This is a genomic window from Nonomuraea sp. NPDC050680, from assembly GCF_040654555.1.
In the GTDB taxonomy this organism is placed as follows: Bacteria; Actinomycetota; Actinomycetes; order Streptosporangiales; family Streptosporangiaceae; genus Nonomuraea.
Window position 1 is genome coordinate 100,344 of the sequence record NZ_JBFAIF010000016.1, and the last position, 25,182, is coordinate 125,525.

Consider the following 25,182-nt stretch of genomic DNA (forward strand, 5'->3'; position numbering starts at 1 on the left):
CTCCCTTGGGTCGGGGATAGCCGGAGGTCAGCGAATCCGGACCCGTTCGCCGACCCGCGTCGCTAGACTCTGGCCGGGTATGAGATCGTTCGCGGAGATGGGCGTGGTCGAGCCGGTATGTACCCTGACGACCCTGCACCCGTGAGCGAACGACGGAGCCTAGCCGACGGCCGATACGTGCTGGAGAGCGAGCCGGTCGGCTCGGGCGGGATGGGCACCGTCTGGCGGGGATACGACCACAAGTTGCACCGCACGGTCGCGGTCAAGGAGCTCCACCTGCCGGCCGCCGGCCTCAGCGCGGAGGAGCAGGCCAGACCGCGGGCGCGGGCGATGCGCGAAGCCAGGGCGATCGCCCGCCTCGAGCATCCGGGCATCGTTGGGGTGTATGACGTCCTGGAGGAGGATGGCCGGCCGTGGATCGTCATGCGTTTCATCGCCGGGCGTTCGCTCGACCAAGAGGTCAAGGCCAACGGGCCGCTGGATCCTCGGCGGGCGGCCGAAATCGGCAGCCAGGTGCTCGACGCGCTGTCGGCGGCGCATGACGAAGGTGTCCTGCACCTGGACGTCAAGCCGCAGAACGTGTTGCTCGACGACAACGGCCGGGCGGTGCTCACCGACTTCGGGATCGCGTTGGTCGCCGACGCTACCGCGACCGTGACCGCGTCGCTCGTCGGTTCCGTCGGCTACATCGCGCCTGAACGGCTGGACGGTTCTCAGCCGGGCCCGGCGGCCGATCTGTGGTCTTTGGGTGCCACGCTCTACTTCGCCGTGGAGGGCCGGCCGGCGTACGCCGCCGACAATGTGGCGGCCGCGCTCGTGTCGGCCCTGACCCGCGCCCCCAAGCCGATGACGCGGGCGGGGGCGTTGGCACCGACAATTGCCGGTCTGCTGGAGCGTGATGCCGACGTGCGTCTCGACGCGGCCGATGCCGGCACGCAGCTGCGCGCGGTCGCCACCGCGACCCAGATCCTGCCACCCGATGGTCGCTCGCGGACGAAGGCGCTGCCTGCGGAAGTCCTGGACTCACCGTCCGGGGCGGTCTGGAAGCGGAGGACCGCGGTGGCGGCGATGGCGGCGATGGGGGTGGCGGTGGCGCTCCTCCTCACCGTGGTCGTTATCGCTCTTCCCTCCCTGATCTCCCATGACAGTGGAAATGCCGGACGGCAGCAGGGCACGACAGGCTCCCCGGCCGTAACCCGTACAACGCCGAGTGTCACCCCGTCCCCGATACCCACGGTGAGCCCGTCGCCGACGGCTGCCGTGCGCTACACCGTGCTGCCCGGCATTTGTACCAAGGTGGTGACCCGGGCGAGAAAGATCATTCCCAAGATGGATGGCGGCGAGGAAGATACGCCGGTTGAGAAGTTCGACGGCCTCGTGGAGTCGCGCGGATGTCGCTGGAGCACGGAGGGCTACTGGTACAAGCACCCCTGGGCTGCCGACGTCGTCGTCAAGCTGTTCCGGTTCTCGACCGATTCCAGCGCGTCGGCGGCCTTCGAAGAGGAGCGCATCGACTTCTACAAGAACGCCATACGGCTTGATGACTACGCGGATGAGTTGTGCCTGTCCCACCCGTCCGGCAAGGACTACGGGTACGCGCACGCGATGTTCCGCAAGGACAACCTGCTCGTACAGGTCTCCTACGAGATGCTGACCAAGGGTTCGCCTGCGCCGGCGGTGGCGAGACCGCGTGGCGGGGACCTGACGAAGTACGTCTATCGGCTGGTGAAGTCGGCCACGTAGCACCGTTCATCGGGATCTACCGGTTGGGCCGTACGCCTACCCCGGAGCTCACCCCGAAATCGAGGCCACCGCCGAACTGGAGTGTTGGTATAACTCCCGTCAATAGGTACAGGCGTTCAGGTTTGGCCTGGCGCGGTGACGGCGCGGACCTGCGGGTGGCTGACCTGCATGATCTCAAACCTGGAAGGGTTACGCCGGATATGTCTCGTCCGGATCTACAAGGTGTGACGTGTCATCGAGGTCGACCACCATCTCGCCGAGAAAGTAAGCACCACAACGACGGCATGCGGCTTCCTCTGCCGCACCGTCAACGACCACCGCTCCATGCGAGCCTGGGTGGCCGAGGTACCACTGTCCGCGCAGCATGACCATGAGTTGCGGCCACCGCGGCTCGCATGAACACACGGTGTTCTTAGGCTCACGCGCCCACTCGAACGGGGCAGCTGCTTCCGGGTCGATGACGAAGTTGCCCGGATACGTGGCGCCACACTCACCACATTGGGCCGATAGACCGCCTAAGGAGGTCAACAGGCTGCCGTGCTCGGCCGGCAAGCACGGCATGACATAGCCGTTCATCTCTGTCACAAGAACAGGCCACTGTGACCGGCACCGGCACGATGACCTACGAGACCTGAATAGCCCAGTCACTACGCCCTCCGTTCTGACCGTGACGCGATGAGCCTACGCAGGTTGTAGACCGTCGGCCACGACCTGAGCGCCGCCCCTATCATCTGGGGCATCCTGCGCGCGTCAACGACCTCCGGCGTGCGTCATCGAGACGCCTTCTCCGGTCTGATCCTGTGCGCCACCAACATCAGCCATACATAGCCGCCGAGGCATACCAGCTGAAGCGCGATCAGAGCCAGCCCCAGCCAGTGAGGAAAGTCGAATAGAGAAGTGCTCGTCATGGCAATCAGCAACGCCGCCATCAAGCAGCCGGCCTTGGCCATCAGGCGGCCCGCTCTGATTCCACCCGGGTGACGCTGCCATCGCGCATTCATCAAGTTAGTGTTCAGTGCCAGTAAACTGAACGCCCCGAGTGCGCAACCGATGCCGAACGCTGCCCAGTGAAGCACACCCATCCATGCGTTCCAGGTCATCTGGCGAGGCCTTCCCGATCAACTGGGTGCGAGGGCGTGAGCAGCTCACCCGATTGGGCATTTGTCGAATTGTCATTGTAGATCAAGGGCGCGCTTCGGCCGCGCACTGTCTGCGGCGGTCCGGGCGTTCGAGCTCGCGCGTCCTCTTCGCGCGTACGAGGCGCGAGCCTGCCCCGGTCAAGGTCGGAAGCTGGCTCGGTACTCCGTGGGTGTGCGGGCGGTCAGCTGTCGGAACGCGGCGTTGAACGCCGACAGTGAGGTGTAGCCGACCGTGAAGGCAATGTCGGTGATCGGCGTATCACCCGCAGCCAGTTCTTCGATCGCGCGTAGCACCCGCATCCGGCGCAGGACTGCCCGCCACGTCATGCCGGTCTCGTCCTCGAAGCGCCGGGCCAGCGATCGTGGCGCCAGGCCCACCTCATCCGCCACGTCCTCGAAGCGGATCTCGCCGCCGAGTCGCTGTTCGGTCAGCCGCAGGGCTCGGCGTAGTTCCGGTGACCGCCCCACCGGTACGACGACCGGGCTCGGCCGCTCGGCGAGCCGCCAGCTCACTGCGGCGAGTGCGGTGAAAAGCGTCTCGGCGTACGGCGTGAGAGGTTCGTCGCTCTCGCCCCAGGTGCCGCACTCGGTCACCAAGGCGCGCGCCAGAGGGCTGAGGTCGAATACGGTCAACGGCGCCGGCGGGGTCGCGGTGAATCCGGTGTCGAACAGCACCGACGCGGTCGTGACCGGCTGCGGGATGCTCACCTGGATCGCCTGGCCCGCCTCGATCAGGGCGGCCCGCGCCGGCGGTAGAAGCCACGCCTGGCCCTGCGCCTCGAGCCGGAGGGCACCCGTCGAGGCGCAGAGCAGGTAGTGGCGGTCCGTTTTGAGCGCGCGGGCGGGCTCTCGCGGGAAGGTACGAACGAAGCTGTACGCCTTCCGGGTCATCCACAGCCTCCCCGGGTCATCCACCGCCTCGCATGATCCAATCGTAGGGAGCCGCCATGACGCCGGTCAGGCGACGGTCTCCACCAGCTCCGCGCGGAAGCGACGGCTCACCGGCGACCCGTCCATCATCGGGCGAATCACCTGGCCGGAGCGCGCGAAGGAGTCCGACTTCTGGTAGCCGGCGAACGACTCCTCGTCGTCCCACTCGTGGATCACGGTCACCCGGGTCTCGTTCTCCCGGGAGGCGTACACCCGGTAGGCAACGTTACCCGGCATCGCGCGCACCTCGTCGCGTACGCTGTCGAGCTGGGCCAGGGCAGCCGTACGGTCAGCAGCGGCGGTGTCGAAGTCGAGAATGGCAATGAACACGAGGACCTCCTGTATCAGGGGCGGCGACTGCCGCGAGCGGATGTCCTGATCCTCACACCGAGCCGGCCCGGTCGGCTTCCGCGAGCCGGACGCGTTCACGCTTCTAACGGACACGCCCAATTCAGGCCCTGATCTCACCGATTGTCAGGAGTCCGAGAGCTCTCCAGATGGGCGAGCGCGCTGTCCAGCACCGCCGGGGCGTCCAGTTTCGGGTCCTTGGCCCAGTCCAGCCAGACCGACAGCAAAATGCCGAACACCGCGCCTGCGACGGCCCGCACTCGGTCGTCGTGTTGCGGACGATCGAGCCTGGCTGCGACCAGTTCGGTGAGCGTCTGCTTGGTCCTGGTGATGTTGGCGAGGCTGGCCGCCCACAGTGAGGGGACGCTGAGCACCAGCGCCTGGCGCTCCCGCTTCGCGGTGACGTCCGCGTCGGTCAGGTCGGTGAACACGGCCCGGAAGGCGTTGCGCAGCGCCGTCACCGGGCCGAGTTCCGGCGGCTGGGCCGCGCACGCCTCGGCGATGAGGGTGTCGTAGTCATCGAGGGTGACCAGCGCTTCCTTGGTCGGGAAGTAGCGGAACACCGTCCGGTGCGAGACATCGGCCGCTTGGGCGATCTGCTCGACGCTGGTGGCGTCGTAACCCTGCTCACGGAACAGGCGCAGCGCGTGCCGCTGAATGGCGGCGCGAGTGCCGGCCTTCTTGCGCTCCCGCAGTCCGGGCTGCTCGGAATCTGACATCATGCGAAATCCTTCAGCGGAATCACCGCCCGATACTTTCCGCCGGGGGATTGCTGCGGCGGCTCCTCAGCGCGTTCCAGGATGACATGGTCCAGCTTGTGGTCGGCGAGCAGGCCGCTGATCCCGTCACGCACCGCCCGCCACACTGTTTCCGAGTCCGCCCCGGGCGAGGGCCGCATCCGTATGCGCAGGGTCGCCGGGCTGGTTTGGACGATCTGGTACAGCTGTACGCCAGGCGTACGGTCCACCAGCGTGTTGAGCATCAGCGGCGCGATGACGACCTCGCCCCGCCCGGTGGCGAACGTGAGCACGTTGGCCACGCGTCCCTGTACCTGTATGGCCGGCAGGGGGTTGCCGCAGGGACACGGGTCAGGCCGTTGCAAGACACTGTCGCCGAGGTCGTAACGCAGGATCGGCTGTACGCGGTTGGCCAGATTGGTCACCAGAACGGTGTGGGATCGCCTGCCCGGCGGGGTCGGGGAGTAGTCGGCTTCGACCGGTTCGACCAGGGCCCAGTCGCTGTTGACGTGATACCAGCCGTACGCGCAGCCCTCGGTGAGGAAGGGACACTCGCTGGCGCCGTAGGTGTCGCGTACCTTGGCTTCGAAGGCGCGGGCCATCCGCTGGTAGTCACCGCTGGTCAGCGTCTCGCCGGCGGGTTCGACCACTACCGGCGCGATGCGCAGCCGTCCCGACTCTTGCTCGGCGGCGAGCATGTTGAGGACGCTGCCGTACCCGAGCAGGAGGGCCGGGCGGAACTGGTTGAGCGCCTCGACCAGGGCATCGAGAGGTGTGTGGACGGAGAAGAGGCGGATGGCCTTGCGCTGTAGCCGGTGTGCGCGCATGCGGGCGGCGCCGGCCGAGACCAGGAAGTGGCCGTTTGTCGCGGCCACGATGGCCATCCGTCCGCCGCCTGCCAGGATCCGGGTGATATCGGCGAGGTCCAGCCAGGAGCCCATCATCCGCATGCTGAGGGCGTAGTTGACGGCGATGTCCCGATCGTCCTTGACGAAGATCGCGGGGTTTCCTGTGGTGCCTGAGGTGGTGACCAGCAGGTATCGGTCGAGGAACCGTCCACCTGCCAGTTGCGGATCTGCGGCGAAAGCGCGCGCCCGTGCCAGCGTTACTTCGCGGTCGGTGGCCCATTGGTCGTAGTGCGCCATCAGCGCCTTCTTGTCGGTGACCGGCAGCTCGGTGACGGGCAGCGTCGCGGAGTCGTCGGCGCGGGGAGGCAGGCCGCTGTAGAGATCCCGGTAGTAGGGCGAGCGGGTGCGGGCGTACTCGACGATCTCGGCGAGCCGCCGTCGCTGGACTGTCGCCCACTCGTGGTGCCTTCTGGTGCGGCGTGCGTCTTGCAGCAGCCGTGGAACGCTCTCCTTCATGCCGGATATTCTGTCACATGAATGTCAAATGTTAGTCCTGTGACAGATTTTACTGCCCAGAGAGCCATGGGGAGGTCGAGTCCATGCTGTCGCCGATCGCTCCCAAGTGACGCCCAGCTGCGCGCCGAGCGCTATGTGGTGCGGGTCAAGAGCGCATGCAGCGTCTACTCGGGGTCAGGGTCCACGGACCAGCGCCTGAAACGCTCTGCCAGGTCCGGACATTTCCACAGATGACACTAACTGTCGGAAGGAACTGCTCTGTGGGACCCCCCGAAGCCAGGCAACGTTTCGAAGAGATCTACCTGGCTCACTACCAAGCCGTTTCCAGCTACGTGACCCGCCGCGCCTCCTCGCCGGACGAGATCGCGGACGTGATCGCCGAAGTTTTCCTGACCGCCTGGCGGCGGCTCGCCGACGTGCCCGCGGGCGATGAGGCCCGGCTGTGGTTGTACGGCGTGGCCAGACGCGTTCTCGCCAATCACCATCGCGCGGAGACCCGGCGGAACGCGCTGGCCGTGCGCCTTCGCGAGAACCTGATTCTCTGGGCTGAATCCGTTATCGACCAGCCGCACGACGAGGCCCGCGAGGCATTCTTACGGCTGTCGGGCGACGACAGGGAACTTCTGTCACTGGTCGGCTGGGAGGGGCTCAGCAACGCCGAGATCGCGAAGGTACTGGGGTGCTCCCGCGGCGCCGTACGCATCCGCCTGCACCGCGCCCGCAAAAGGCTGGCCGCCGAGCTGGCCGCCACCGAGCTTGATCTCACCAGGTACGGCACCCGCGCCGTCTCCCTCGCCAAGGAGTGCACATGACGAACGATCTTCACCGCATCGTCTCAGCGATCGCTCCCGATCCGGGCCCAGGTCTGGTGCCCGGCGCACGGGAACTGATGAACGCGATCATGGACACCGAGCCCGCGGCCGCCCCCGCACCCGTCCGCCGCCGCAGGTTGAGCTGGCGGATCGCGCTGCCCGCGGCGCCGGTGATCGTTGCCACGGTGACCGTCCTGGGCTGGACGACGGGGCTACCCGGCTTCGGCCCGCGGCCGGTGGCCGCGCTGGACATCAAGCAGGAGGACGGTTACTACGTTGTCCAGGTGAAGGACGTCTACGCCGATCCGGAGAACTACGAGGCGCAGCTCAGGGCCGTCGGCCTGGACGTCTCACTCCGGGTCATCCCGGCCACCCCCGGGCTCGTCGGCCGCATCCTGGCCACTGACGGCCAAGAGGTCGTCGACCAGATCAAGACGATCGATCGGCCTGGGCCGTGTGACAAGGTGGGCGGCTGCCCGATCGGACTGAAAATTCCCGTGGGCTACGCCGGATCGGCGTACATCAGTCTGGGGCGCGAGGCCAGGCCGGGCGAGAGCTTCCAGTCGGGCACCTCCATCTCCGCTCTCGGCGAACCTCTGCACTGTGTCCCTCACCTCAACAAGACCGTGGCCGAGGTCCGAGCGCTGCTCAAGGAGCGTGGCATCGCCATCCGGGGCTTTTACGTGGCCGATCCTCGACGCGGGTCGGGCGGCGAGGAGACCTCCTCGGTCCCCGACTCCTGGTACGTCCAGGGCGGCTACCTCGACATGCCCGGTAAAGCCACGATCTTCGCCTTCTCCGCACCGATGCCGGCCGACCATGTGGAGAACGTGAGAAAGGCCGAGGGCTGCCCCAATCTGTGATGCACCGCACGTCGAAGGCCCTTCCATCTCTTGTGGAAGGGCCTTGGCCGCTGCCCATCCGCTTCAGCCGATGCTTCTCCGTGAGCCGCATCGACCGTGAGCTGGACCAGGGTCGTGGTTCGCGCTGTGGGACAATTCCCTAGTCAGACAGCTTTGCCAGGCGCAGCCCGGACGCATTCGCCGCTGGGCTGGAGGCTTCATGAACGCGTTGCAGCTGGCGTTCAACGCAGTCGCCGTGATCTTCATCGCGGTCACCATGTTCGCCGCCGGTCTGGCGACCACGCTGCCGGCGCTGCGTAGCGTCGTCACCGACCTCCCGCTGCTCCTGCTGGCGCTGCTGGCCGCCGTGGCCGCCTTACCTTCGGCCCGATGAGCACCGCCATTCTCACCGCGGCCAAGGTCGGCGGAGGAATCTCCCTAGATGTCGGCGCGCTGGTGCGGACCGTGGCCATTCTGCAGCTCGTGCCGTTCGCCGTAGGGCTGGTGGTACGCCACTACGCGCGGCCTACGGCACTGTCGTGGCATCCGGTCGCCGACAGGGTGTCGAATGTGACGTTCATGATGGTCCTAGCGGGCATGCTTCTGGGCAGTTGGCGTGACGTCGTCGCGCTGCTCGGCTCACGTACGCTGCTCGCCGGGTTCGTCCTGTCCGTCCTCGCGTTCGCCGTCGGTACGCTGCTGGCCACCGGACCGCTCGCGCGCCGGACCACCATGGGAGGCATCGCTGCCGTGCGCAACGTGGGACCTCCGCTGGCCGCCATCGGGATCGCCTTCGGCGACGAGCAGGCCATTCTGGGGGCCCTTGCCGCAGTGCTGGTCAGCGGCCTGGCGGCGGCCCTGCCGATCGCCGCGGTGCTCGGCCGTGATCGAGGCGACGATCCTGGTCCTTGTTAGAGCAGGCGCTCCAGGAAGACCATGATCGTCATGACCATGATGCCGGTGACGATCAGGTTGACGGCCCAGCGCAGATTGCGGTGTTTGGTGCGCGCGATCCGCGCGATCCGCAGGGCATCGGTGGCCAGGAACAGCTCGTAGTCCCTGGTCTCGGCGTTCATCCGCTCGATCAAGGCTTCGGGCGTGGGCTCCTCGGCGTAGATGAGAATTCTCTGCCCGCCCTGTTGGGGCGACGGTGGGCGGATGGTGATCAGGATCAGCAGGACCGCCGCGGACAGCAGGATCAGCGCGAGGATGACGCCGAAGCGCCCGACTCCCGGGAATTGGGCCGGACCGGTGAGGATGAGGGTGACCATCACGCCGTACGCGACGCCCGCCCAGGACAGCAGGAGGCCGGCTCTCTTCTCGCTGGCGCTGATCAGCTCGGCGCGGGCCGCGGTGGTGGCGGCGTCGAGCCGATCCCTGAGGAACGGGGACATGGACGCATGCTGCGCACCACTGTCCTCTCCGGAGTGGCCGCCGGATGTAGCCGGTTCGTGGTTCATGGTGGGCGGGTCCTTTCCGTCGGGATCGTGTGCCGATGGGGCTGACCAGCGAGGCAGTCGACGCTTGAGACGTAGGCGGGTGTGAGTTCGACTACCTTCGACTGTAGGCGTGCGCCCAGGACAGGAACCGGTGCACCCGGACGTGTCGCGCGCTGGCCTGCTTGAGGATGGCCTTCCACCTCGGGGGTCGTCCTGCACGCAGACCGAGACCCGGCTAAAAGCAAAACTATGAGCAAATGCCGCGAATATGAATGGCCCGGTCCGGTTCTCCGATTCCTCGAACCTCAACCCATCCCTTTGGCGAGACGTACCCCCTTCGGGCAAGCCGCCATCTCAGACCCCAAGGAGCCAGCTCCTTGTTGAACATCTGGGAGAATCCTTCGGCGGTGTCGGCGAAAACGTACTCGTAGGCGTAGACCTGCCCGCGATTGGTCCACTCCCAGCGGTCGACAGGACGTTGCAGGACTGATTCGAACCAGTCGGCGGCCCGGTTGGCTATGACCTCGATCGGCCCCGTCGTCGTCATGGCGAGGCTCGTCGGTATCTCAGGAAGAATGCTGAGCTGATTGTGCAGCTCGTCGGCCTGCAGTGTGTTGCCTCGCAGGTGGACGCCAACAGAGAGCAGAGTCCGGTTCGCGCCCTCGTCGTCGATATCAAGCCCGGCAACCAGCCGACCGTCGCCGTTCCATGTCCCGAGCCAGGTGTCGTGATGTTCCGTCCAGTGCGCTGCTCGTGCACGGAGCGTCTCGGCAAAGACTAAATGCTCGCCTTCCAGCGATCGGGCCGCCTCAAACCACCCCAAACCTGCCATGATCTCAACATGGTACGGGGAGTCATTCCATTGCAGTATCGGGTTTATGCAGGTCATCCGTGAGCGAGGTGATCCTCACCGCTATTGCGGTGGTCGTGATGCTGGCCATTATCGCGGCGCTTGTGTGCGGCTCCGCGGTGCTCGCGGCGCAATCAGCCCCGAGCGGCCGCCACACCCGCGTGGCTCGGCCTTACCTGGTCTGGGGATCGGCTCTGTCGCTGATCGGTATCGTGATGATGGCGCTCGCCGCATGGTCCACGCACGAGGACCAGCACTATGACGACGCATTAGCCCTGATTGTCCTGGCAGCCATCATGGGCGGGGCATTGCTCATCCTCGGTTTGGGCCCGCTCACCTCATGGTTGCTGAATTTCCTCGGGCGGCACACTGTTCGGCTGCCGCCGCCGTTTCGGGTGGCGGCTCGCGAGGTGGCCGATGATGGTGCTCGTACGGCTCCCGCGCTCGCGGTAACGGTGATTGCGACGGCCATCGCGATCGCTCTCATGATCATCGCGGGCGCCACAACGGCACAGGCCAGGGCGGCATATTATCCCCGAGCCCGTCCCGGTGCCCTGCTCGTGGATGTGTACCTGGCAGGCGACTGGACGGCAACCGCATGTGCGGCCATCCAGCGTGAGTTGCCCGGAGTACCGATCGTTCAGAACAATCGTCAGCGCGAGGACAGGCACTTCAGCCTGGAGATCGAGAACGGGAACCTGCCGGACCCGGAAAGCGTCGCTCGGGCCGGTTTCATCGGTGACCGAGCACTCCTCCGCTATCTCACCGGAGACCCGGCGACGCCCTACGACGAGGGCACGGCCGTAGTCGTCACGGCCGACGGCGTAGAAGCCGACACGGTGACGATCTACTACGACCGCTCCGAGGACGACGACGAGCTATTGAGCAAGGTCATTCCGGCGATCGCCGCCAGATCAGCCGATCCTCGCGTGTATGGGACCTTCCTCCCGGCGAAGGTCGTCCAAGATCTCGGTTTTCGTCTGGAACCGGATGAACTGATCGTCGATCCCTCCCTCCATCAAACCTCGGCGCTCGAGCAGGAGCGGCTCGATCACCGGTTGGGTGAGACGGGAGCCGCCTACGTGGAGCGGGGTTTCCAGCCTTCAACCGGCTGGCGGCCCTTCGTCGCGGTGGCGGTCTTCGTCGCCCTTGGCGGCGCATGGGCCGCGACGGGCAGGGCCGCCACCCGTTCCCGGTCGAGACGCGTACGGCTGCGGGTCAGTGGCGGCTCGGCCGCAGCCCTACGGTTGTTCGCCGCGTGCCGTGCGGGATTCGGCGCGGTCTGCGGCACCGTGATGGGCGCGGCCGCCGGATGCGCCATCGGTCTGCTGCTGGTGTGGCCGATGACCGCCTCGGCCGACTGGGAGCCGATGCGCCGGGTGGCCTTCGACACCCCGTGGTCGGCGATCATCGCGCTGGTCCTCGGACTGCCCGTTCTCGCCGCGGTCATCGCCGGCCTCTCCCCACTAACAAAACAGACAAAGCAGATAAAGCAGACAGGGCACTGACGAAACAGCAGACGAATCGCGGGCCCGACGACCCTAGGCCGAACGTCCGGTCGTTGACGCCCATCAAGAGACGACTGACGTACAGGTCGGCCGATGGCCGTGGATCTTGCACTTCTTGTGGCACGGCCCCGCGAAGTAGGGGGCTTTCGACGCCAACTGCCCTATGGCTACTATCAGGCCACTAATCGCCTACTTTGGCGATTTTTGCGAAGGACGCACCGATCGGCAAGGAGAGTGCCCGCACGTGGCTGGTTTGGGCAGGGTCGGGCGGCGACGGACGGGAACCGTGGGCGATGGGGACGGGTCACCGGAGTCGACCAGCGGCCGGCCGCGGCGACTGGCCGGTGCCCGCCGACTGCCCCTGCGTACCGTACTGATCATTGTGGTCTTCGTACCGAGCATCACCTTTGCGCCGGTGCTGGCTTCGGGGATGTACCAGCTGTTCACGCAATGGCAGTCGGAGAAGGCCCAGATGGATCTGGCCACCACCACCGCCGGTAGGCCCGCGGCCAACCTGTTCTTCAATCTTGGGCAGGAGCGGCTGCTCACCGCGGAGGCGCAGGCCGACCCGCGGGGCGCCGCCCGCGACAAGCTGGCCAAGCAGCGCGTGCTGACCGACCAGGCGGTGAAGGCCTTCCGTCCGCTGGTGACCCTGGACACCAGCCATGGACAGGAGGGGATCACCCCGGCCGTCGCCCGCATCGAACGGGGGCTCGACCTCCTCGACCAGCAGCGCCGGGCGGTGGACGCCGGGTGGTCCAGCGAGCAGAAGGCGTTCGACTACTACACCGGCGTCCTTGAGTCGGACCTCGGCCTGCTGACCGTCCTCAGCCACACCGAGCACGGCGAGGTGAACACCAAGGCGCAGACGCTGGTCGACCTCTTCTGGGTCCTCGACATGCTCGGCCGCGAAGACGCCATTCTGGCCCGTGGCTGGGAGAAGGGGCGCCTGACGGCGGAGGAGCACGACCTGATCGCCGACGCCATCGGCACCAAGGAGCACCTCCTGCAGTCCCGGGTGGCCCCCAGTCTCCTGGAGAACGAGAGCCAGTACGGAAAGCTGACAGCCGGCAAGGCGTGGCAGACCATGGTCGCGCTGGAGGAGCGGCTGGTCACCTCCGGGACCGGCGAGAGCAGCCAGGTGGCGCTCCGCGAGGTCAGCGCGTCGTGGCGCTCCTCGGTGGACGCGATCACCCCGCAGCTGGTGCAACTCCTGCAAGTCCGGCTCAAGAACGTCGCCACGATCGGCTACACCCACGCCGGCACCCTCTTCATCATCTTCCTCAGCGTCAGCGCCGTGGGCGTGCTCGCCTTGGGCCTGGTCATCTTCACCAGCTGGCGCCTCACCAGCATCCTGCGCCGGCGCATCCTCCATCTCCGCGAGGAGGCCCAGGAGCTCCAGGAGCGGCTGCCCGACGTGGTCGCCCGGCTGGAGCGCGGCGAGGAGGTCGACGTGGACGCGGAAGTGCACATGGTCGAGCCCACCCCCGACGAGCTCGGCGAGCTCGGGCATGCCCTCAACCTGGCCAGCCGCAGCGCGGTCTACACCGCCGTACGCCAGGCCGAACAGCACCGTGGCTTCCAGCGCATGCTCCAGCGCATCGCCCGCCGTACCCAGATCCTCATCGGCCTTCAGCTGAAGAAACTGGACGAGCTGGAACGCAAGCACGAGGACCCCGAGGTGCTGGAGGGCCTGTTCGACCTCGACCACCTCACCGCCCGGCTGCGCCGCTACGAGGAGAACCTGGTGATCCTCGGCGGCGGCCAGCCGCAGCGCCGCTGGCGCAAGCCGGTACGCCTGCTCGACGTCCTGCGCGCCGCCCAGGGCGAGGTCCAGGACTACCGGCGGATCTCGATCGAGGTCGAGGGCGATCCCTGGGTGGCCGAGCGGGCGGTGGGGCCGCTGGTCCACGTCCTGGCGGAGCTGATGGAGAACGCCACCGCCTTCTCCAAGCCGATGACCCCTGTCGAAGTGCGGGCCGCGCTGGTCAGCCGGGGTCTCGCCGTGGAGATCGAGGACCGCGGCCTGGGCATGGAACCCGCGCAGTACGCCGCCGCCAACGCCCTGCTGAAGTCGCCGCCGCAGCTCGACGTGATGACCCACGCCGACGATGTGCGTCTCGGCCTGTACGTGGTCGCTCGGCTCGCCATGAGCCTAGGACTCCAGGTGGAGCTGCGGCCGTCCGCCTTCGGCGGCACCCGGGTCATCGTCCTGCTCCCGGAACCGCTCGTGGTGGATCGCCCCCGCCCGATGCCCGGGCCGACCGCGCTCCCCAAGGAGGCTCCCCCCGCGCCGCGGCCCCGTCCCCAGGAAGTCCCGCCCCAGGAGGACGACGCACCGTTGCCGACCCGCTCCAGGGGACGCGCGATGGCCTACGTCACAGCACCGGATCGAGACGAGGCGCCCCCGTCCGCCGAGCGTCCGCCGCTGCCCCAGCGGGTGCGCCAGGCCAATCTGGTCACCGAGTTGAAGGCCCCGGCGGACAGGGATGAAGATACCGACCAGGAAACCTGGGCAGTACGCGAGCAGCCCAGCCGATCCAGTGCCACGATCGGTGCGTTCCAGAGGCAGTCTCGCCGGCGCCGGACCGGTGATGACGCCTTCCAGCCCCGGCCGGACGGATCCCCCGAGCCCGGCTCCCCTACGACGGAAGACCGAAGATGACGCAGCGAACCACCGCCACCGACGCAGACCTGGACTGGCTCCTGGACGGCCTGGTCAGTCAGGTCGCGGGCACGCGGCACGCCATCGTGCTGTCCGACGACGGCCTGGTGGTCAGCCGCTCCCGGACCATCGAGCGCTCGGACGCCGAACGCCTCGCCGCGATCGCCACCGGCCAGCAGAGCCTGGCCCGCGGTGTCGGACAGCTCTTCAGCGGCGGCCCGGTCCACCAGGTCATCATCGAGATGGCCGACCTGTGGCTGTTCGTCACAGCGGCGGGCCGCGGCACCCATCTGGCCGTGGTCGCCTCCCAGGAGGTCGACGCGGAGCTGATGAGCGTCGCGATGCACACCCTGGTCCAGCAGGTCGGCCAGAAACTGGGCACCGACACGCGCGCCCCGGAAACCGATGACGCGGGGAGACACGGATGAGGCATTGGACGGAGAGCTTCGACGACGATGCCGCCGATGAGCCCCTTGTCCGTCCCTATACAATCACCGGCGGACGAACCACCCCCGAGCGGGACGACCTTACGCTGATCACCCTGGTGACGGCGCTGTCCGACGCGGCCTCTTCGGAGAGCGGGCACGGCATGCGGAGAATGCAGCCGGAGCACCGCACCATCCTCGCTCTGTGCACGCGCCCCCTGGCGGTGGCCGAAGTCGCCTCCGCGCTGAACCTCCCGGTGTCAGTGACCAAGATCCTCATCGGCGACCTGATCGAGGCCGGTCAGCTGCGGGCCCGGCCGCCACTGGCCTTCGCGCAGGCGGGCGGCCTGCCCGGTATGACAATCCTTGAGGCGGTGCGGGATGGGCTACGCAATCTCTGACCAGAAGGACACCGCTCCCCTGGCAGTGAAGATCCTTATCGCCGGTGGTTTCGGCGTCGGCAAGACGACCCTGGTCGGCGCGGTGAGCGAGGTCGCCCCCCTGCGTACCGAGGAGTACCTGACCCATGCCAGCGTCGGCGTGGACGATCTGGAAGGAGTGGGCGGCAAGACCACCACGACCGTCGCCCTGGACTTCGGACGCATCACCATCAACCGCGACATCGTGCTCTACCTGTTCGGCACGCCTGGGCAGGAACGCTTCTGGTTCATGTGGAACGACCTCGTCAACGGCGCGATGGGCGCCGTCGTCCTGGTCGACACCCGCCGGCTGGAGGTGAGCTTCGCCTCGATCGACTTCTTCGAGAGCCGCGGCATCCCCTTCATCGTCGGCGTCAACTGCTTCCACGGTGTCAAGGACCGGACGCAGGAGGAGATCCGCAAGGCCCTCGACCTCGATCCGCAGGTGCCGCTGGTGCTCTGTGACGCCCGCGACCGGACGGCGGGCCGCGACGTACTACTGGCGCTCGTCGAGCACCTGATGGCCACCCAGTCCCGCGCGGCGACTCACCCCGTGGCCTGACCGGTCACCCCGCCCGTGGCCTGACCGGCCACCCCGCCCGTGGCCGGCCCGGTCACCTCGTGGCCTGACCGGGCCGGTCCGGCGTCCAGGTCGTGGACAGCAGGCTGGGCACGGCACCGTTCTGGGCCGTGACGACGACGAGGATCGGTGCGTTCGTGGGCGCCGGGAGCCGGAGCTCGGTGATGGCGCCGCTCGTGGACTGGATCGGCGCCGCCAGGTCGCCGTCCTGAACGCTCACGATCTGTCGTACGGTCGGCGCGGCCGCTTTGAGCGCCCAGCCGTTGCCCCCGGGCCGGGCCTTCCGGATCAGTGCGCGTAGTCGCCGGCCGGCGGTGCCGCCCGCCCGGCCGCTGAGGCGAATGGTCAGCTCGCCCCCCGAGCCAAAGACGCCCGGGGGTACGGGGTTGACGATGAACAGGCCGGAGCGGAGAGAGCGGGTGCCCTGGCGGCCGGCGAAGCCACCGCAGCTGATCAGGGACGAGGTCTCGCTGCGCACGCCATCTCGCGTCTGCTCGGCGGCGGCCGTGACCTGCTCCCCAGCCGGACTCACGATGAAGTCCACGCTGTCGATGCGCAGCCCGGCCACGCCATCGTGCATGACGGATCCCGCCACGCTTTCGCGGAGTACGCCGGAAATGCCGCGCCCCTCCATGATGTCCAGCGCCTCGATGCAGATCAGACCGTCGTCCGGCATCTCCTCGGGCAGCAGGTCGAAGACGGCCACGCTCTTCTTGAGGTGGCCGCCGCCCTTCAGCAGCACGCATTGGCGCAACCGCCCCTGGGAGCGAATCTGGATGAGCCGCGGCATGCCCTTGCCGGCCTCCGCCGGCTGCTCCGGCTCCCCCCCGTGCCAACCGCGTACCGAGGCGGCGTCCACCGACAGCGAGACCGTCACCCGCAGCCGGCGGCCCGCGGCGGCCACCTTGAATCCGGCCAGTCCCGAGCGCTCGAACCGGCCCACGATCTGTACGCCACGATGCACCTGGTCGGTCACCTGCAGCGCCGCGTCGTGACCGCTGATGATCCCGATCGGCGCCTCGGCGGGGATGGCGAGCCGGTCGAAGTCGGTGCCCGTGCCGGCGGTCAGCAAGTCGCTCATGACGCGCTCCCCGAAGCCGTCAGCGCCGCAGCATCGCTCCTCGAAGCGGTCAGGGCCGTGGTGAGCCCGTCGGGATCCCGGAAGTCGAACCGGCACAGCAACGGGTCGCGCCGCTCCCACATCCTGCGTACCGCGCAGTGGAGCGGATCGCCGTCGCGCTCCACGTGCCGCAGACCGGCGACGAGCGTGTGCAGGTACTCGTTGCCCTGCCCGACCTCCCAGTGCGGCACCACCGGCGAGGGTACGTCGGCCCCGCTGCGGTAGAGCCACAGCCACAGCCGGGCCCGCTCCCGCTGCTCGTTCCCCAAGATGGACTCCCCCTTCGCGTGCTTGGCGACGGCCTCGCCGAGCAGCCGCCAATAGTCGTCCCGCGTACGGGCGACGTGCGACAGTCCGCATTCGCTCCACTCGGACCAACCGGCCTGGATGACGGGGATACCGAAGGCGGGCAACTCGTTGGAGACGCTCCCGCGCACGGTAACCCCCACGTCGGTCATGCTCCACAGCGCGTTCTTCGACAGCGCCAGGCTGGGCATGAAGGCCATGTGGTCATGCGCTGAATGGCGGGCAGCCACCGCCGCGAAATGGCCGGTCGTGTCATACCGGAACTGGCTCGGATGATCCAGGAAGAGCCAGCTCACGCGGTCGTTCGTGGCGGCGAAATCCGCGGTCTCCTCGAACCAGCGGGCCAGATCGTCGAACAGCTCCCTGTTGGCGCCGACGGCGTCGGAGACGGCGTGGTGGAAGACGGTGAAGACCGGCCGGTCCGGGTCGATCCCGAGACGTTCGCAGGCGTGCTGGCGGAGCTGGCGGCGTTCCGTCTCGGTGCGCACTTCGAAATCGCTCACGTTGCCGGCCCGCCACCAGCTCGGCCGGCCCAGGTTGACCTTCGCTCGCCAGGCCACGAGCTCCGCGTTCGGCTTGATGAGGTCCCGGTGCGGCCAGACGTAGTTCTCGAAGAACTCGCCGATCTGGCAGGTCAGCTCCTCCCGGAAGGTGGCGAGCCCCCTGCGCCGCTCCGGGAAGAGCGCGTACGCCTTCAGGGCCCCGGTGCTCTGTACGTGCACGACCGGGATCTCCCGGCGCATGGCCGTGTCGACCGCCAGCCCCCACTGGTCGTAGTCGACATGGCTGGTGACCAGCGCGGCGGGCGACCGCTCCGCGAACAACCGGTCGTAGACGGCGGAGAAGGCCCGGGTACGGTCGCGCCGCGACTGATGCCAAGGCTCTTCGCTGTCCGGCAGCCGCGGCATTCTGCCCAGCCGGATCAGCGTCGCCTTCTCCACGGCAGCCAGAGTCTCGGAGTCGCTCGCCTCCACAGGGCTGTCACCTCGGTCGGCCAGCCGGCGATCCACGAGACCGTGCACGTCGAGCACCTCGGCGGCACCGAACGCCTCGGCCAGCCGCCGGACCCGCTGAATGTCGAACTCCTGCCAAAGCGTCTCGCGCCAGCCCGGGTCCGTGCCGGTGAGCACGACCAGCCGGGCCGACAACAGATCGCAGATAGCGTTCGCCACCAGAAGGTTGCGCACGATGACCCTGATGTCCTCATGGAACGCCTCTGCAACGACCAGCGGCCCGCTGTCATCCCGAGGAGGGCGATGTCCCCAATAAGCTTTCGCAGCGATCAGCAGGCGATCGAACTGCTCGTCCTCCGCAACAAGGTTCATGCCGTCTCCGCCCGTTCTCGTCGTCTGATCAGCATGGCCGCGTCGACCCTGCCAGATCTGAAAACCAGGCGGCCCGGCCTTTGCCGCACCATCGCGTGATCCTTGCCGCGAAATAGCTCCGCGAAGGCCGTCGTCGACGTGGCCCGCTTCGGCCGGGCGACTCCGCTGCGGTCAGCGCCGCCCTGGAAGCCGGTCACGGCGGCCGTGTGGCCATCGATCAGGAGAAGTTCTTGGGGGCGAACTCCTTGGGCTCGACGAGGACCAGCCAGTTGCCCGTGTTGTCGCGCATGACGGCTTCGACGCCGTACGGCCGGTCGGACGGCTCCTGCAGGAAGGTCACGCCCTTGGCGCTCAGCTCCTGATAGGTCTTGCGGCAGTCATCGACCCGCAGGCCAAGGCCGCCCAGTTGGCCCTTTTCCAGCTGTCGCCGGATGAAGTCGGCGGCGTCGGCATCGAGCGGCGGCCCGGGAGTCATCAAGGTGACCTGGAGCTCGGGCTGATTGGGGTGGATGATGGTGACCCAGCGAAACCCCTCGCCCATGGAGACGTCGGCTTGGGCCTTGAAGCCCAGGTGTTCGACGTAGAAGTCTCGTGTCTTGTCCTGGTCGAGGCAGTAGACGGTGACCAGGGAGATGTTGGTAATCATGTGAGCACGGTACGCGGCGTCCGGCGGCACGAGCTTCTCTCAGATTGCGCCATCTGGTCCCGCCGTCTCACTGGGGTCGAACACCCCGCGCATGAACAGGTAACACCCGGGGACATGCGGGCCGCCGCGAACGGCCCACCGATCACGGTAGGCCGTGGGGCTTTCGCCCACCAGCTGCGTGAAGCGGGACGAGAACGAACCGAGGCTGGCGAAGCCCACCGTCATGCAGACCTCAGTGACGGTGAGGTTCGCGCCGCGCAGCAGGTCCTGTGCGCGCTCGATGCGGCGTCGGGTTAGGTAGCGAATCGGTGTCTCGCCGTACGCCGCCTCGAAGCTGCGGACGAAGTGGAACTTGGACACCCCGGCGACGGCCGCCAGCTGGTCGAGATCCAGCGCCGCATGGTAGTGACGGTCGATATGGTCGTGCGCCCGGCGAAGGTGAGGAAGCAGCTCCACGGTCACGGTTCGGGTCATCGTGCCTGCCACGCTCACGAGGCTACGTGACGGAGGACACGATCACGTGCGGGCCGGCGGAGTGGCGGCGATCGGTGCGAGCAGGGACCAGCTTCGCTCGTCGCCCCAGATGGAGAACGCGTCCACGTACGGTCGTAGCAATGCGGTGAGTTCGGCGTCGCCTTGGTGGGTGAGCTCGTCCTCCGCGATCATCCGCGCCGCACCGGCGAGAAGGTCGGCCACCTGGACTCGGGGGTCCAAGCGTGAGTCGACGAGTCGCAGGCCGGCCAATCGGCCTTTCGCGGAACGCGTCTCCTTCAGCTCGTCGATACGCGCTTGCGTCAGGAGGGTTTGCCGGTCGTGCACGACTGACACGGGCTTTCCGGCGTCGCCCCAGTAGAGGGCGGCCTGAATGATGGCCGGGAACAACGGGTTCAGCTGCGCTCGGAAAGAGTCCAGGTGGGATCGGGACCCCCAGAGCAGGTTCATTATTTCGCCGGCCCGGCTTCCTGGGGCGGTGCGGCGAAAGGTGTCGACCATGGTGAAGACCGAGTCGGCGGAAGCGACCGGACCCCGGCCGTTCTTGGTGCGCATCAGGTCGTTGAAGGAATCCAGGAAGGCGTGCCACTTGTCGGGGCCGAACGTCTGCCCGCCCTCTCGGTAGAGGGTGTCGGCCATCACCTGACGGTCGTGTTCTGGAAGCAGATCGACGAGTCTGCTTATCGCGAAGAAGGTCTTGTCGATGAGATAGACGTGGGCGTTGCCGAGGAGCGGCGCCGATGGGCCGAGCAGCCACTTGAGGGCGTTCAGGTGTTTCTTACGGCGGATGACGTCCGACTTGTACTCCGTGGTGGGAGAGGGGGCTCTGCTCCGTACTTGCTGGATGCAGTCCGCCGCCGACTCGACGTCCAGTCGTACGCTCGCGTGGGCGAATACGGCGGTATTTCCGCCAATGAGCTTCTCCCCTTCTGAGCCGGACTCGTCACAGGCGATTTCGAAGGGTTGTGCCACGGTCAAGTCTCTCAAATCGCCCATTGCGCCTTCAACGGGATTTCGGACCAGGTTCAGAGGTCGGGTAGCCCGAGGTCGAGGTTGGGCTGGTCGATGCCGCCGTCGACCTCCAGCACCTTTCCGGTCAGATAGCGCCCGGCCGGCGAGACCAGGTAGAGCACCGTGGCCGCCACGTCCTCCGGCTCGCCGATCCGCTTCAAGGGGGTGGCCTGCTCCATCTGGGTACGCAGGTTCTCGTCGGTCATGACGATGTCGAGGGCGGAGGTGGCGACCGCGCCGACGGCTACCGCGTTGACCCGCACCTTGGGCGCCAGGTCGCGCGCGGCCAGCCGCGTGTAGTGCGTGAGCGCCGCCTTGGCGCTGCCGTACGCCAGATAGCCCCGGCCCGCCGTCCGGCCGACGGCGGAGGAGATGTTCACCACCGAGCCACCGGTCTCCAGCAGGTGCGGTACGGCCGCCCGCGTCAGCTCGTGCGCGAGTCCGACATTGAACTGGAACGCGTTCTCAAGGTGTTTCCGCGTGGTGTCGAGGAAGGCGCGGGGCATCGCCCCGCCCACATTGTTGACGATCGCGTCCAGGCGGCCGAAGGCGTCGGCGGCCTGCTCCGCGAGCGCCTCCATGGCGCCCGGCACGCTCAGGTCGGCGGGCACGATCAGTGCCCGTCTGCCCGCCTCCTCGATCTGAGCTGCGACGGCGCGCAGCTGCTCCGCCGTACGGGCGGAGATCGCGACGTCCGCGCCCGCCTGAGCGAGGGCGATCGCGGTCGCCGCGCCGATGCCCCGGCCCGCGCCGGTGACGATCGCGGCGTGGCCGGTGACGCGGAAGCGGTCCAGGATCATGTCATGACCCTACGGGCGAAGTGAAACCTGTTTCAATACGTGCTAGGGGCGGGTCTCCAGACCCAGGCAGAGTTCGAACACCGCCGTGAGCCGGTCGACGTCGGCGGGTGACGGCGTCTCGGGGCCGATGAGGCGGCGGACCGAGCCGATGCCCAGGAAGACCGCCGTCGCCATCCGGGCCCGCGTGTGCGCGTCCGGGCCGCCCAGGAGCGCCGCGATGGGCTCCAGTACGGCGGTGTGCAGGCGCTCGCGTACAAGGGCCTGGATCTCGGGATCGCCCGCCGACCGTTCGAGCGAGCGCAGGATTGGGGTCTCCGGGTCGTGGCTCATGCGTCCGGCGGCGTACTCGGCCAGTCGTCTGGGCAGGCCCGCCCGGTCGCCCTCGACCACGGCGCGGACCGTCGGCTCGCCCGCCAGCACCTCGCCGAACAGGCCCGACTTGGAGCCGAAGTAGCGGCCCACCAGGGCGATGTTGGCGTCCGCCGCCGAGGCGATCATGCGGACCGTCACCTGCTCATAGCCGTATTCGCCGAACAGCATGCGCGCCGCCTCCAGCAGCCGCTGGCGGGTGGCCGCGCGATCTCGCGGCCGGGCGTCAGTCACCTGCGCTTCCATGCCCGAACTCTACTCAGGAGACCCCACTTGCCGCGCGGCTAGTAAACGGACGTATACTCGCCGAGGAGAAAACGGTAAGAAGGGGATGTGGTGTCTTGGTAGCCCAGACACAGGCCGCGGCCCCCGCGAGGCGGCATTACACCCACCGCGAAATCCTCGAGGTCATGTCCGGGCTCATGCTCGCCATGCTCACCTCGATGATCTCGACCTCGGTGGTTGGCACGGCACTGCCGACGATCGTGGGGGAACTCGGCGGCCAGGACCAGTATTCGTGGGTGGCGTCGGCGACCATGCTGACGATGACGGTCTCCACGCCGTTGTGGGGCAAGCTGTCCGACCTCTGGGGCCGGAAGCTGCTGTTCCAGAGCGCCTTGGGACTGTTCGTCGCGGCGTCGCTCGTGGCCGGTCTGTCGCAGAACATCGGGCAGCTCATCGCGGCGCGCGCCATTCAGGGCCTGGGTGTGGGCGGTCTGTCGGCCCTCGCTCAGGTGATCCTCGGCGACATCGTGGCGCCGAGGGAGCGCGGCCGCTACTCGGGGTACATGGGGGCCGTCTTCGGCATCTCCACGGTCGCGGGGCCGCTGCTCGGCGGGTTCATCGTGGACACCGACTGGCTCGGCTGGCGGTGGTGCTTCTACGTGGTCGTCCCGTTCGCGGTGATCGCGTTCGCGGTGATCCAGCGGGTGCTGAAGCTGCCCAAGGTCCGGCGCAACACCTCCATCGACATCTGGGGCGCCACCACCATCACGGCCAGCGCGAGCGGATTGATGCTGCTGCTGACGCTGGGTGGCACGGAGTTCGAGTGGAACTCCTTCTGGACGTACGCCCTGGGGGCTTTCAGCCTGCTCATGCTGGCCCTGGCGGTGCTGTCCGAGCGTACGGCCCGGAATCCGATTCTGCCGCCCAGGCTGTTCAGGAACCCGACGTTCGTGCTGACCAGCATCGCCTCGCTGTTCGTCGGCATGGCGATGTTCGGCGCGATGATCTACCTGCCGCAGTATCTGCAGATCGTCAAGGGGCTGAGCCCCACCGAGTCGGGGCTGATGACGCTGCCCATGGTGGTGGCGTTGTTCCTGGCCGGTGTGATCTCCGGGAAGATCGTCACTCAGACCGGCCGGTGGAAGATCTTCCCGGTGGCGGGCCTGCTGATCGTGGCCGTGGGACTGTTCCTGCTGTCGCGGCTGCACGTGGAGTCGAGTCAGTGGCTCATCGGGTTCGACGTGGGCGTGCTGGGCATCGGGCTCGGCCTGTCGATGCAGATGCTCATCCTGGCCGCGCAGAACGGTTCCGAGCTGCGTGACATGGCCTCCACCACGACGGGCGTCTCCTTCTTCCGCTCACTCGGCGGCGCCGTGGGCGTGGCCGCGTTCGGCGCGATCCTCACCAACCGCCTCAAGAGCGAGATGGCCGACATGCTGCGGGCCGCGCACATCACGCTGCCCGGCGGCTCCTCGCCCAAGCTGGGCAGCCCCAGCTCCATCCAGGCACTGCCCGAGCCGATCAAGCACATCGTGCTCGAGGCCTTCACCCGCGGCCTGGAGACCGTCTTCATCGTCGGCGTGCCGATCGCGCTGCTCGGCTTCGTGGCGACGCTCTTCCTCAAGGAGCTGCCGCTCAGAGGCGGCGCGGCGCCCGCGCCGGAGCCCAGGCCGCTCAGCAAGGACGACCTGGTCCTGGCCGGGCTGCTGCTGGAGCTCATCGCCCAGCGGATCGAGCGGGCCACCGACCAGTCGTCCGCGCTGCTGTCCGCGGTCGCCAGGATGGCGCCGCCCGATGACCGTACAGAACGGGAGCGCGCCAGATCGGTCGCGCAGAGCGTGCTGCGTCCCACCTCGCGCGCGCTGATCGCGCAGGCCGCGCCGCCGCGGAAAGACCTCGTCACAGGAGGAGTGTCATCATGATTCGCAAGTTCGTGGGCGCCGTCGCCGCCGCCCTGGCCCTCATGGCCGGGCTCTGGCTGATGATCGCCCCGTTCGCCCTCGGCACCCAGCCGGAGAACACCGACTGGACCGACCCGACCACATCCGAGTTCTTCACCGGCCTGGGCGTCGCCGTCGTCGGGCTCATCGGCGTGGCCGCCTTCGCCGCCGCCATCTACGAGGAGCTCGTGGTGCGCGGCCTGGTGGCCGTACGGCAGAAGCAGGCCGAGCCGGAGCCCGAGCCGGTGGTGGCCGCGCCGCAGGCGTCGTCCGCCGAGCTGGCGAGCCTGCTCGCCCCGCTCGTCGAGGCGCTGCGTGAGGACCTGAACACCGCCGGACGCGGCGGCGGCGAGCACCGCCAGAACGGCAAGACCGCCCTGGTGGGAGTGGAGGACAACCGATGAAGGCCAAACTGGGCGTGTCCGCCCTCATTCTGCTGTTCCTCGCCGGCGTGTGGCTGATCGCGGCGCCGTTCGCGGTGGGCTACCAGCCCAGGGGCGCGCTCTACGCCGACGCGACGGTCAACGACCTGTGGGTCGGCGGCGCGCTGGCCGGCCTCTCGTTCGTCGCCCTCGTCATCTACGCGGCCGACGCGCTGCGCGAGCTCGCCGGCCGCGGCAAGCACGTCGCCGACAGCTGACGTGCGAGGCATGCCGTGTTCGGCGAGAGCACAGACGACCGGTGGGAGCCCCTGCTAGGCAAGCTCCCCAGCGGGCAGTTCGAGATCGGCAAGGACGGCACCGGGCTGCTGGTGGTCGGCTTCGACGGATCGGGCCCGAGCCGCAACGCGCTCGCGTACGCGGCCGGGCTCGCCCGGCGGGACAACGCCGCGCTGCTCATCGCGTTCGTGGAGACGCTCACCAGTGCCACCTTGTGGTTCTTCGCGGGCGCGCCGATCATCCCCGACTCGGCCGGGGACCTGACCGAGGATCTGCGGACGGAGCTGAGCGGGGTCGGGGTTCCGTGGCGGTTCGTCTCGGTGCGGGGGGACACCGCGCGGGAGCTGGAGACGCTCGCCGCCTCCTGCATGGCCGACGCCATCGTGGTGGGCCGGTCCCGCTCCCCGTGGCACACCTTCGGCGGCTCGGTGGCCGTGGGGCTGGCCAAGCGGGCTCGCCGTACTGTGCTGATCGTGCCCTGACCTGGT

29 protein-coding genes are annotated in these 25,182 nt (G+C 67.9%); 14 read left to right on the forward strand and 15 right to left on the reverse strand.

Going from position 1 to position 25,182, the window contains the following annotated elements:
* Positions 1 to 141 precede the first annotated feature (141 nt).
* Complete coding sequence (locus tag AB0H88_RS37995) at positions 142 to 1,743, forward strand: serine/threonine-protein kinase (protein WP_357653234.1); 1,602 nt, start codon at positions 142 to 144, stop codon at positions 1,741 to 1,743.
* A gap of 189 nt (positions 1,744 to 1,932) precedes the next feature.
* On the opposite strand, the gene AB0H88_RS38000 is transcribed toward AB0H88_RS37995, so the two are convergent.
* From AB0H88_RS38000 to AB0H88_RS38025, 6 genes are all read right to left on the reverse strand, one after another.
* Positions 1,933 to 2,319, reverse strand: coding sequence for a hypothetical protein (locus AB0H88_RS38000; protein WP_357653237.1), 387 nt, complete (start codon positions 2,317 to 2,319; stop codon positions 1,933 to 1,935).
* Positions 2,320 to 2,513: 194 nt separating this feature from the next.
* A complete protein-coding gene (locus AB0H88_RS38005) occupies positions 2,514 to 2,843 on the reverse strand; it encodes a hypothetical protein (protein ID WP_357653239.1) in 330 nt (109 codons plus the stop codon).
* A gap of 177 nt (positions 2,844 to 3,020) precedes the next feature.
* The gene (locus AB0H88_RS38010) at positions 3,021 to 3,773 is read right to left on the reverse strand and encodes an AraC family transcriptional regulator (RefSeq protein WP_357653241.1); all 753 of its coding nucleotides are present in this window, start codon (positions 3,771 to 3,773) and stop codon (positions 3,021 to 3,023) included.
* 66 nt (positions 3,774 to 3,839) lie between these two features.
* Complete coding sequence (locus AB0H88_RS38015) at positions 3,840 to 4,142, reverse strand: antibiotic biosynthesis monooxygenase family protein (protein WP_357653244.1); 303 nt, start codon at positions 4,140 to 4,142, stop codon at positions 3,840 to 3,842.
* Between the two features lie 134 nt (positions 4,143 to 4,276).
* Positions 4,277 to 4,882, reverse strand: coding sequence for a TetR family transcriptional regulator (locus tag AB0H88_RS38020; protein WP_357653246.1), 606 nt, complete (start codon positions 4,880 to 4,882; stop codon positions 4,277 to 4,279).
* Positions 4,879 to 6,261 (reverse strand): hypothetical protein, encoded by a 1,383-nt coding sequence (locus AB0H88_RS38025; RefSeq protein ID WP_357653248.1) that lies wholly within the window; start codon positions 6,259 to 6,261, stop codon positions 4,879 to 4,881. The genes AB0H88_RS38020 and AB0H88_RS38025 overlap by 4 nt, the downstream gene beginning before the upstream one ends.
* A 260-nt stretch (positions 6,262 to 6,521) precedes the next feature.
* Between AB0H88_RS38025 and AB0H88_RS38030 the strand changes: the two genes are divergently transcribed.
* The 4 genes from AB0H88_RS38030 to AB0H88_RS38045 all read left to right on the forward strand — a co-directional run bounded on the left by AB0H88_RS38030 (position 6,522) and on the right by AB0H88_RS38045 (position 8,830).
* The gene (locus tag AB0H88_RS38030; protein WP_357653250.1) at positions 6,522 to 7,073 is read left to right on the forward strand and encodes an RNA polymerase sigma factor; all 552 of its coding nucleotides are present in this window, start codon (positions 6,522 to 6,524) and stop codon (positions 7,071 to 7,073) included.
* The gene (locus AB0H88_RS38035) at positions 7,070 to 7,936 is read left to right on the forward strand and encodes a hypothetical protein (protein WP_357653252.1); all 867 of its coding nucleotides are present in this window, start codon (positions 7,070 to 7,072) and stop codon (positions 7,934 to 7,936) included. The genes AB0H88_RS38030 and AB0H88_RS38035 overlap by 4 nt, the downstream gene beginning before the upstream one ends.
* 199 nt (positions 7,937 to 8,135) lie before the next feature.
* Positions 8,136 to 8,309, forward strand: a complete 174-nt coding sequence (locus tag AB0H88_RS38040; protein ID WP_357653254.1) for a hypothetical protein — start codon at positions 8,136 to 8,138, stop codon at positions 8,307 to 8,309.
* Entirely contained in the window at positions 8,306 to 8,830 is a 525-nt protein-coding gene (locus AB0H88_RS38045) for a hypothetical protein (RefSeq protein WP_357653256.1), read from the forward strand. Before AB0H88_RS38040 ends, AB0H88_RS38045 begins: the two co-directional genes overlap by 4 nt.
* Here the strand turns inward: AB0H88_RS38045 and AB0H88_RS38050 are convergent.
* The gene (locus AB0H88_RS38050; protein ID WP_357653258.1) at positions 8,827 to 9,309 is read right to left on the reverse strand and encodes a Pycsar system effector family protein; all 483 of its coding nucleotides are present in this window, start codon (positions 9,307 to 9,309) and stop codon (positions 8,827 to 8,829) included. The two genes, AB0H88_RS38045 and AB0H88_RS38050, sit on opposite strands and share 4 nt — an antisense overlap.
* 292 nt (positions 9,310 to 9,601) lie before the next feature.
* Complete coding sequence (locus tag AB0H88_RS38055; protein WP_357653259.1) at positions 9,602 to 10,186, reverse strand: hypothetical protein; 585 nt, start codon at positions 10,184 to 10,186, stop codon at positions 9,602 to 9,604.
* Between the two features lie 59 nt (positions 10,187 to 10,245).
* Here AB0H88_RS38055 and AB0H88_RS38060 point away from each other — a divergent pair, with 59 nt between their 5' ends.
* From AB0H88_RS38060 to AB0H88_RS38080, 5 genes are all read left to right on the forward strand, one after another.
* A complete protein-coding gene (locus AB0H88_RS38060; RefSeq protein ID WP_357653261.1) occupies positions 10,246 to 11,712 on the forward strand; it encodes a hypothetical protein in 1,467 nt (488 codons plus the stop codon).
* A 286-nt stretch (positions 11,713 to 11,998) separates the two neighbouring features.
* A complete protein-coding gene (locus AB0H88_RS38065; RefSeq protein ID WP_357653263.1) occupies positions 11,999 to 14,377 on the forward strand; it encodes a nitrate- and nitrite sensing domain-containing protein in 2,379 nt (792 codons plus the stop codon).
* A complete protein-coding gene (locus tag AB0H88_RS38070; protein ID WP_357653265.1) occupies positions 14,374 to 14,805 on the forward strand; it encodes a roadblock/LC7 domain-containing protein in 432 nt (143 codons plus the stop codon). The genes AB0H88_RS38065 and AB0H88_RS38070 overlap by 4 nt, the downstream gene beginning before the upstream one ends.
* Positions 14,802 to 15,203: a DUF742 domain-containing protein gene (locus AB0H88_RS38075; RefSeq protein ID WP_357653267.1), complete on the forward strand. Its 402-nt coding sequence runs from the start codon at positions 14,802 to 14,804 to the stop codon at positions 15,201 to 15,203. Before AB0H88_RS38070 ends, AB0H88_RS38075 begins: the two co-directional genes overlap by 4 nt.
* Entirely contained in the window at positions 15,184 to 15,783 is a 600-nt protein-coding gene (locus AB0H88_RS38080) for an ATP/GTP-binding protein (RefSeq protein WP_357653269.1), read from the forward strand. Before AB0H88_RS38075 ends, AB0H88_RS38080 begins: the two co-directional genes overlap by 20 nt.
* Before the next feature lie 52 nt (positions 15,784 to 15,835).
* Here AB0H88_RS38080 and AB0H88_RS38085 read toward each other — a convergent pair whose 3' ends face one another.
* The 7 genes from AB0H88_RS38085 to AB0H88_RS38115 form a co-directional block, all read right to left on the reverse strand.
* Positions 15,836 to 16,882: a hypothetical protein gene (locus AB0H88_RS38085; RefSeq protein WP_357653271.1), complete on the reverse strand. Its 1,047-nt coding sequence runs from the start codon at positions 16,880 to 16,882 to the stop codon at positions 15,836 to 15,838.
* Positions 16,879 to 18,552 (reverse strand): hypothetical protein, encoded by a 1,674-nt coding sequence (locus AB0H88_RS38090; RefSeq protein ID WP_357653273.1) that lies wholly within the window; start codon positions 18,550 to 18,552, stop codon positions 16,879 to 16,881. The genes AB0H88_RS38085 and AB0H88_RS38090 overlap by 4 nt, the downstream gene beginning before the upstream one ends.
* Positions 18,553 to 18,769: 217 nt before the next feature.
* Complete coding sequence (locus AB0H88_RS38095; RefSeq protein WP_357653275.1) at positions 18,770 to 19,198, reverse strand: VOC family protein; 429 nt, start codon at positions 19,196 to 19,198, stop codon at positions 18,770 to 18,772.
* Between the two features lie 39 nt (positions 19,199 to 19,237).
* Complete coding sequence (locus AB0H88_RS38100) at positions 19,238 to 19,684, reverse strand: AraC family transcriptional regulator (protein WP_357653277.1); 447 nt, start codon at positions 19,682 to 19,684, stop codon at positions 19,238 to 19,240.
* A 30-nt stretch (positions 19,685 to 19,714) separates the two neighbouring features.
* Positions 19,715 to 20,662, reverse strand: a complete 948-nt coding sequence (locus AB0H88_RS38105) for a DUF3800 domain-containing protein (RefSeq protein WP_357653279.1) — start codon at positions 20,660 to 20,662, stop codon at positions 19,715 to 19,717.
* 53 nt (positions 20,663 to 20,715) lie between these two features.
* Positions 20,716 to 21,501, reverse strand: coding sequence for an SDR family oxidoreductase (locus AB0H88_RS38110; protein WP_357653281.1), 786 nt, complete (start codon positions 21,499 to 21,501; stop codon positions 20,716 to 20,718).
* A gap of 42 nt (positions 21,502 to 21,543) precedes the next feature.
* Positions 21,544 to 22,116: a TetR family transcriptional regulator gene (locus AB0H88_RS38115; protein WP_357653282.1), complete on the reverse strand. Its 573-nt coding sequence runs from the start codon at positions 22,114 to 22,116 to the stop codon at positions 21,544 to 21,546.
* Positions 22,117 to 22,211: 95 nt separating this feature from the next.
* Here AB0H88_RS38115 and AB0H88_RS38120 point away from each other — a divergent pair, with 95 nt between their 5' ends.
* Genes AB0H88_RS38120 through AB0H88_RS38135 form a run of 4 tightly spaced genes read left to right on the forward strand, consistent with a single transcriptional unit; the run spans position 22,212 to position 25,176 of the window.
* Positions 22,212 to 24,017: an MDR family MFS transporter gene (locus tag AB0H88_RS38120; protein ID WP_357653284.1), complete on the forward strand. Its 1,806-nt coding sequence runs from the start codon at positions 22,212 to 22,214 to the stop codon at positions 24,015 to 24,017.
* On the forward strand, positions 24,014 to 24,439 hold the full coding sequence (locus tag AB0H88_RS38125) for a hypothetical protein (protein ID WP_357653286.1): 426 nt from the start codon (positions 24,014 to 24,016) through the stop codon (positions 24,437 to 24,439). Before AB0H88_RS38120 ends, AB0H88_RS38125 begins: the two co-directional genes overlap by 4 nt.
* Complete coding sequence (locus AB0H88_RS38130; RefSeq protein WP_357653288.1) at positions 24,436 to 24,675, forward strand: hypothetical protein; 240 nt, start codon at positions 24,436 to 24,438, stop codon at positions 24,673 to 24,675. The genes AB0H88_RS38125 and AB0H88_RS38130 overlap by 4 nt, the downstream gene beginning before the upstream one ends.
* 15 nt (positions 24,676 to 24,690) lie before the next feature.
* Positions 24,691 to 25,176 carry a universal stress protein gene (locus tag AB0H88_RS38135; RefSeq protein ID WP_357653290.1) on the forward strand — a complete coding sequence of 162 codons (486 nt, stop codon included), beginning with the start codon at positions 24,691 to 24,693 and terminating at the stop codon, positions 25,174 to 25,176.
* Positions 25,177 to 25,182: the final 6 nt, after the last annotated feature.

Coding starts and splice junctions, on each gene's coding strand:
- AB0H88_RS38000 (WP_357653237.1), bottom strand. CDS start 2,319: ATGAACGGCTATGTCATGCCGTGCTTGCCGGCCGAGCACGGCAGCCTG.
- AB0H88_RS38005 (WP_357653239.1), bottom strand. CDS start 2,843: ATGACCTGGAACGCATGGATGGGTGTGCTTCACTGGGCAGCGTTCGGC.
- AB0H88_RS38010 (WP_357653241.1), bottom strand. CDS start 3,773: ATGACCCGGAAGGCGTACAGCTTCGTTCGTACCTTCCCGCGAGAGCCC.
- AB0H88_RS38020 (WP_357653246.1), bottom strand. CDS start 4,882: ATGATGTCAGATTCCGAGCAGCCCGGACTGCGGGAGCGCAAGAAGGCC.
- AB0H88_RS38025 (WP_357653248.1), bottom strand. CDS start 6,261: ATGAAGGAGAGCGTTCCACGGCTGCTGCAAGACGCACGCCGCACCAGA.
- AB0H88_RS38035 (WP_357653252.1), top strand. CDS start 7,070: ATGACGAACGATCTTCACCGCATCGTCTCAGCGATCGCTCCCGATCCG.
- AB0H88_RS38040 (WP_357653254.1), top strand. CDS start 8,136: ATGAACGCGTTGCAGCTGGCGTTCAACGCAGTCGCCGTGATCTTCATC.
- AB0H88_RS38045 (WP_357653256.1), top strand. CDS start 8,306: ATGAGCACCGCCATTCTCACCGCGGCCAAGGTCGGCGGAGGAATCTCC.
- AB0H88_RS38050 (WP_357653258.1), bottom strand. CDS start 9,309: ATGTCCCCGTTCCTCAGGGATCGGCTCGACGCCGCCACCACCGCGGCC.
- AB0H88_RS38055 (WP_357653259.1), bottom strand. CDS start 10,186: ATGGCAGGTTTGGGGTGGTTTGAGGCGGCCCGATCGCTGGAAGGCGAG.
- AB0H88_RS38070 (WP_357653265.1), top strand. CDS start 14,374: ATGACGCAGCGAACCACCGCCACCGACGCAGACCTGGACTGGCTCCTG.
- AB0H88_RS38075 (WP_357653267.1), top strand. CDS start 14,802: ATGAGGCATTGGACGGAGAGCTTCGACGACGATGCCGCCGATGAGCCC.
- AB0H88_RS38080 (WP_357653269.1), top strand. CDS start 15,184: ATGGGCTACGCAATCTCTGACCAGAAGGACACCGCTCCCCTGGCAGTG.
- AB0H88_RS38085 (WP_357653271.1), bottom strand. CDS start 16,882: ATGAGCGACTTGCTGACCGCCGGCACGGGCACCGACTTCGACCGGCTC.
- AB0H88_RS38090 (WP_357653273.1), bottom strand. CDS start 18,552: ATGAACCTTGTTGCGGAGGACGAGCAGTTCGATCGCCTGCTGATCGCT.
- AB0H88_RS38095 (WP_357653275.1), bottom strand. CDS start 19,198: ATGATTACCAACATCTCCCTGGTCACCGTCTACTGCCTCGACCAGGAC.
- AB0H88_RS38110 (WP_357653281.1), bottom strand. CDS start 21,501: ATGATCCTGGACCGCTTCCGCGTCACCGGCCACGCCGCGATCGTCACC.
- AB0H88_RS38115 (WP_357653282.1), bottom strand. CDS start 22,116: ATGGAAGCGCAGGTGACTGACGCCCGGCCGCGAGATCGCGCGGCCACC.
- AB0H88_RS38125 (WP_357653286.1), top strand. CDS start 24,014: ATGATTCGCAAGTTCGTGGGCGCCGTCGCCGCCGCCCTGGCCCTCATG.
- AB0H88_RS38130 (WP_357653288.1), top strand. CDS start 24,436: ATGAAGGCCAAACTGGGCGTGTCCGCCCTCATTCTGCTGTTCCTCGCC.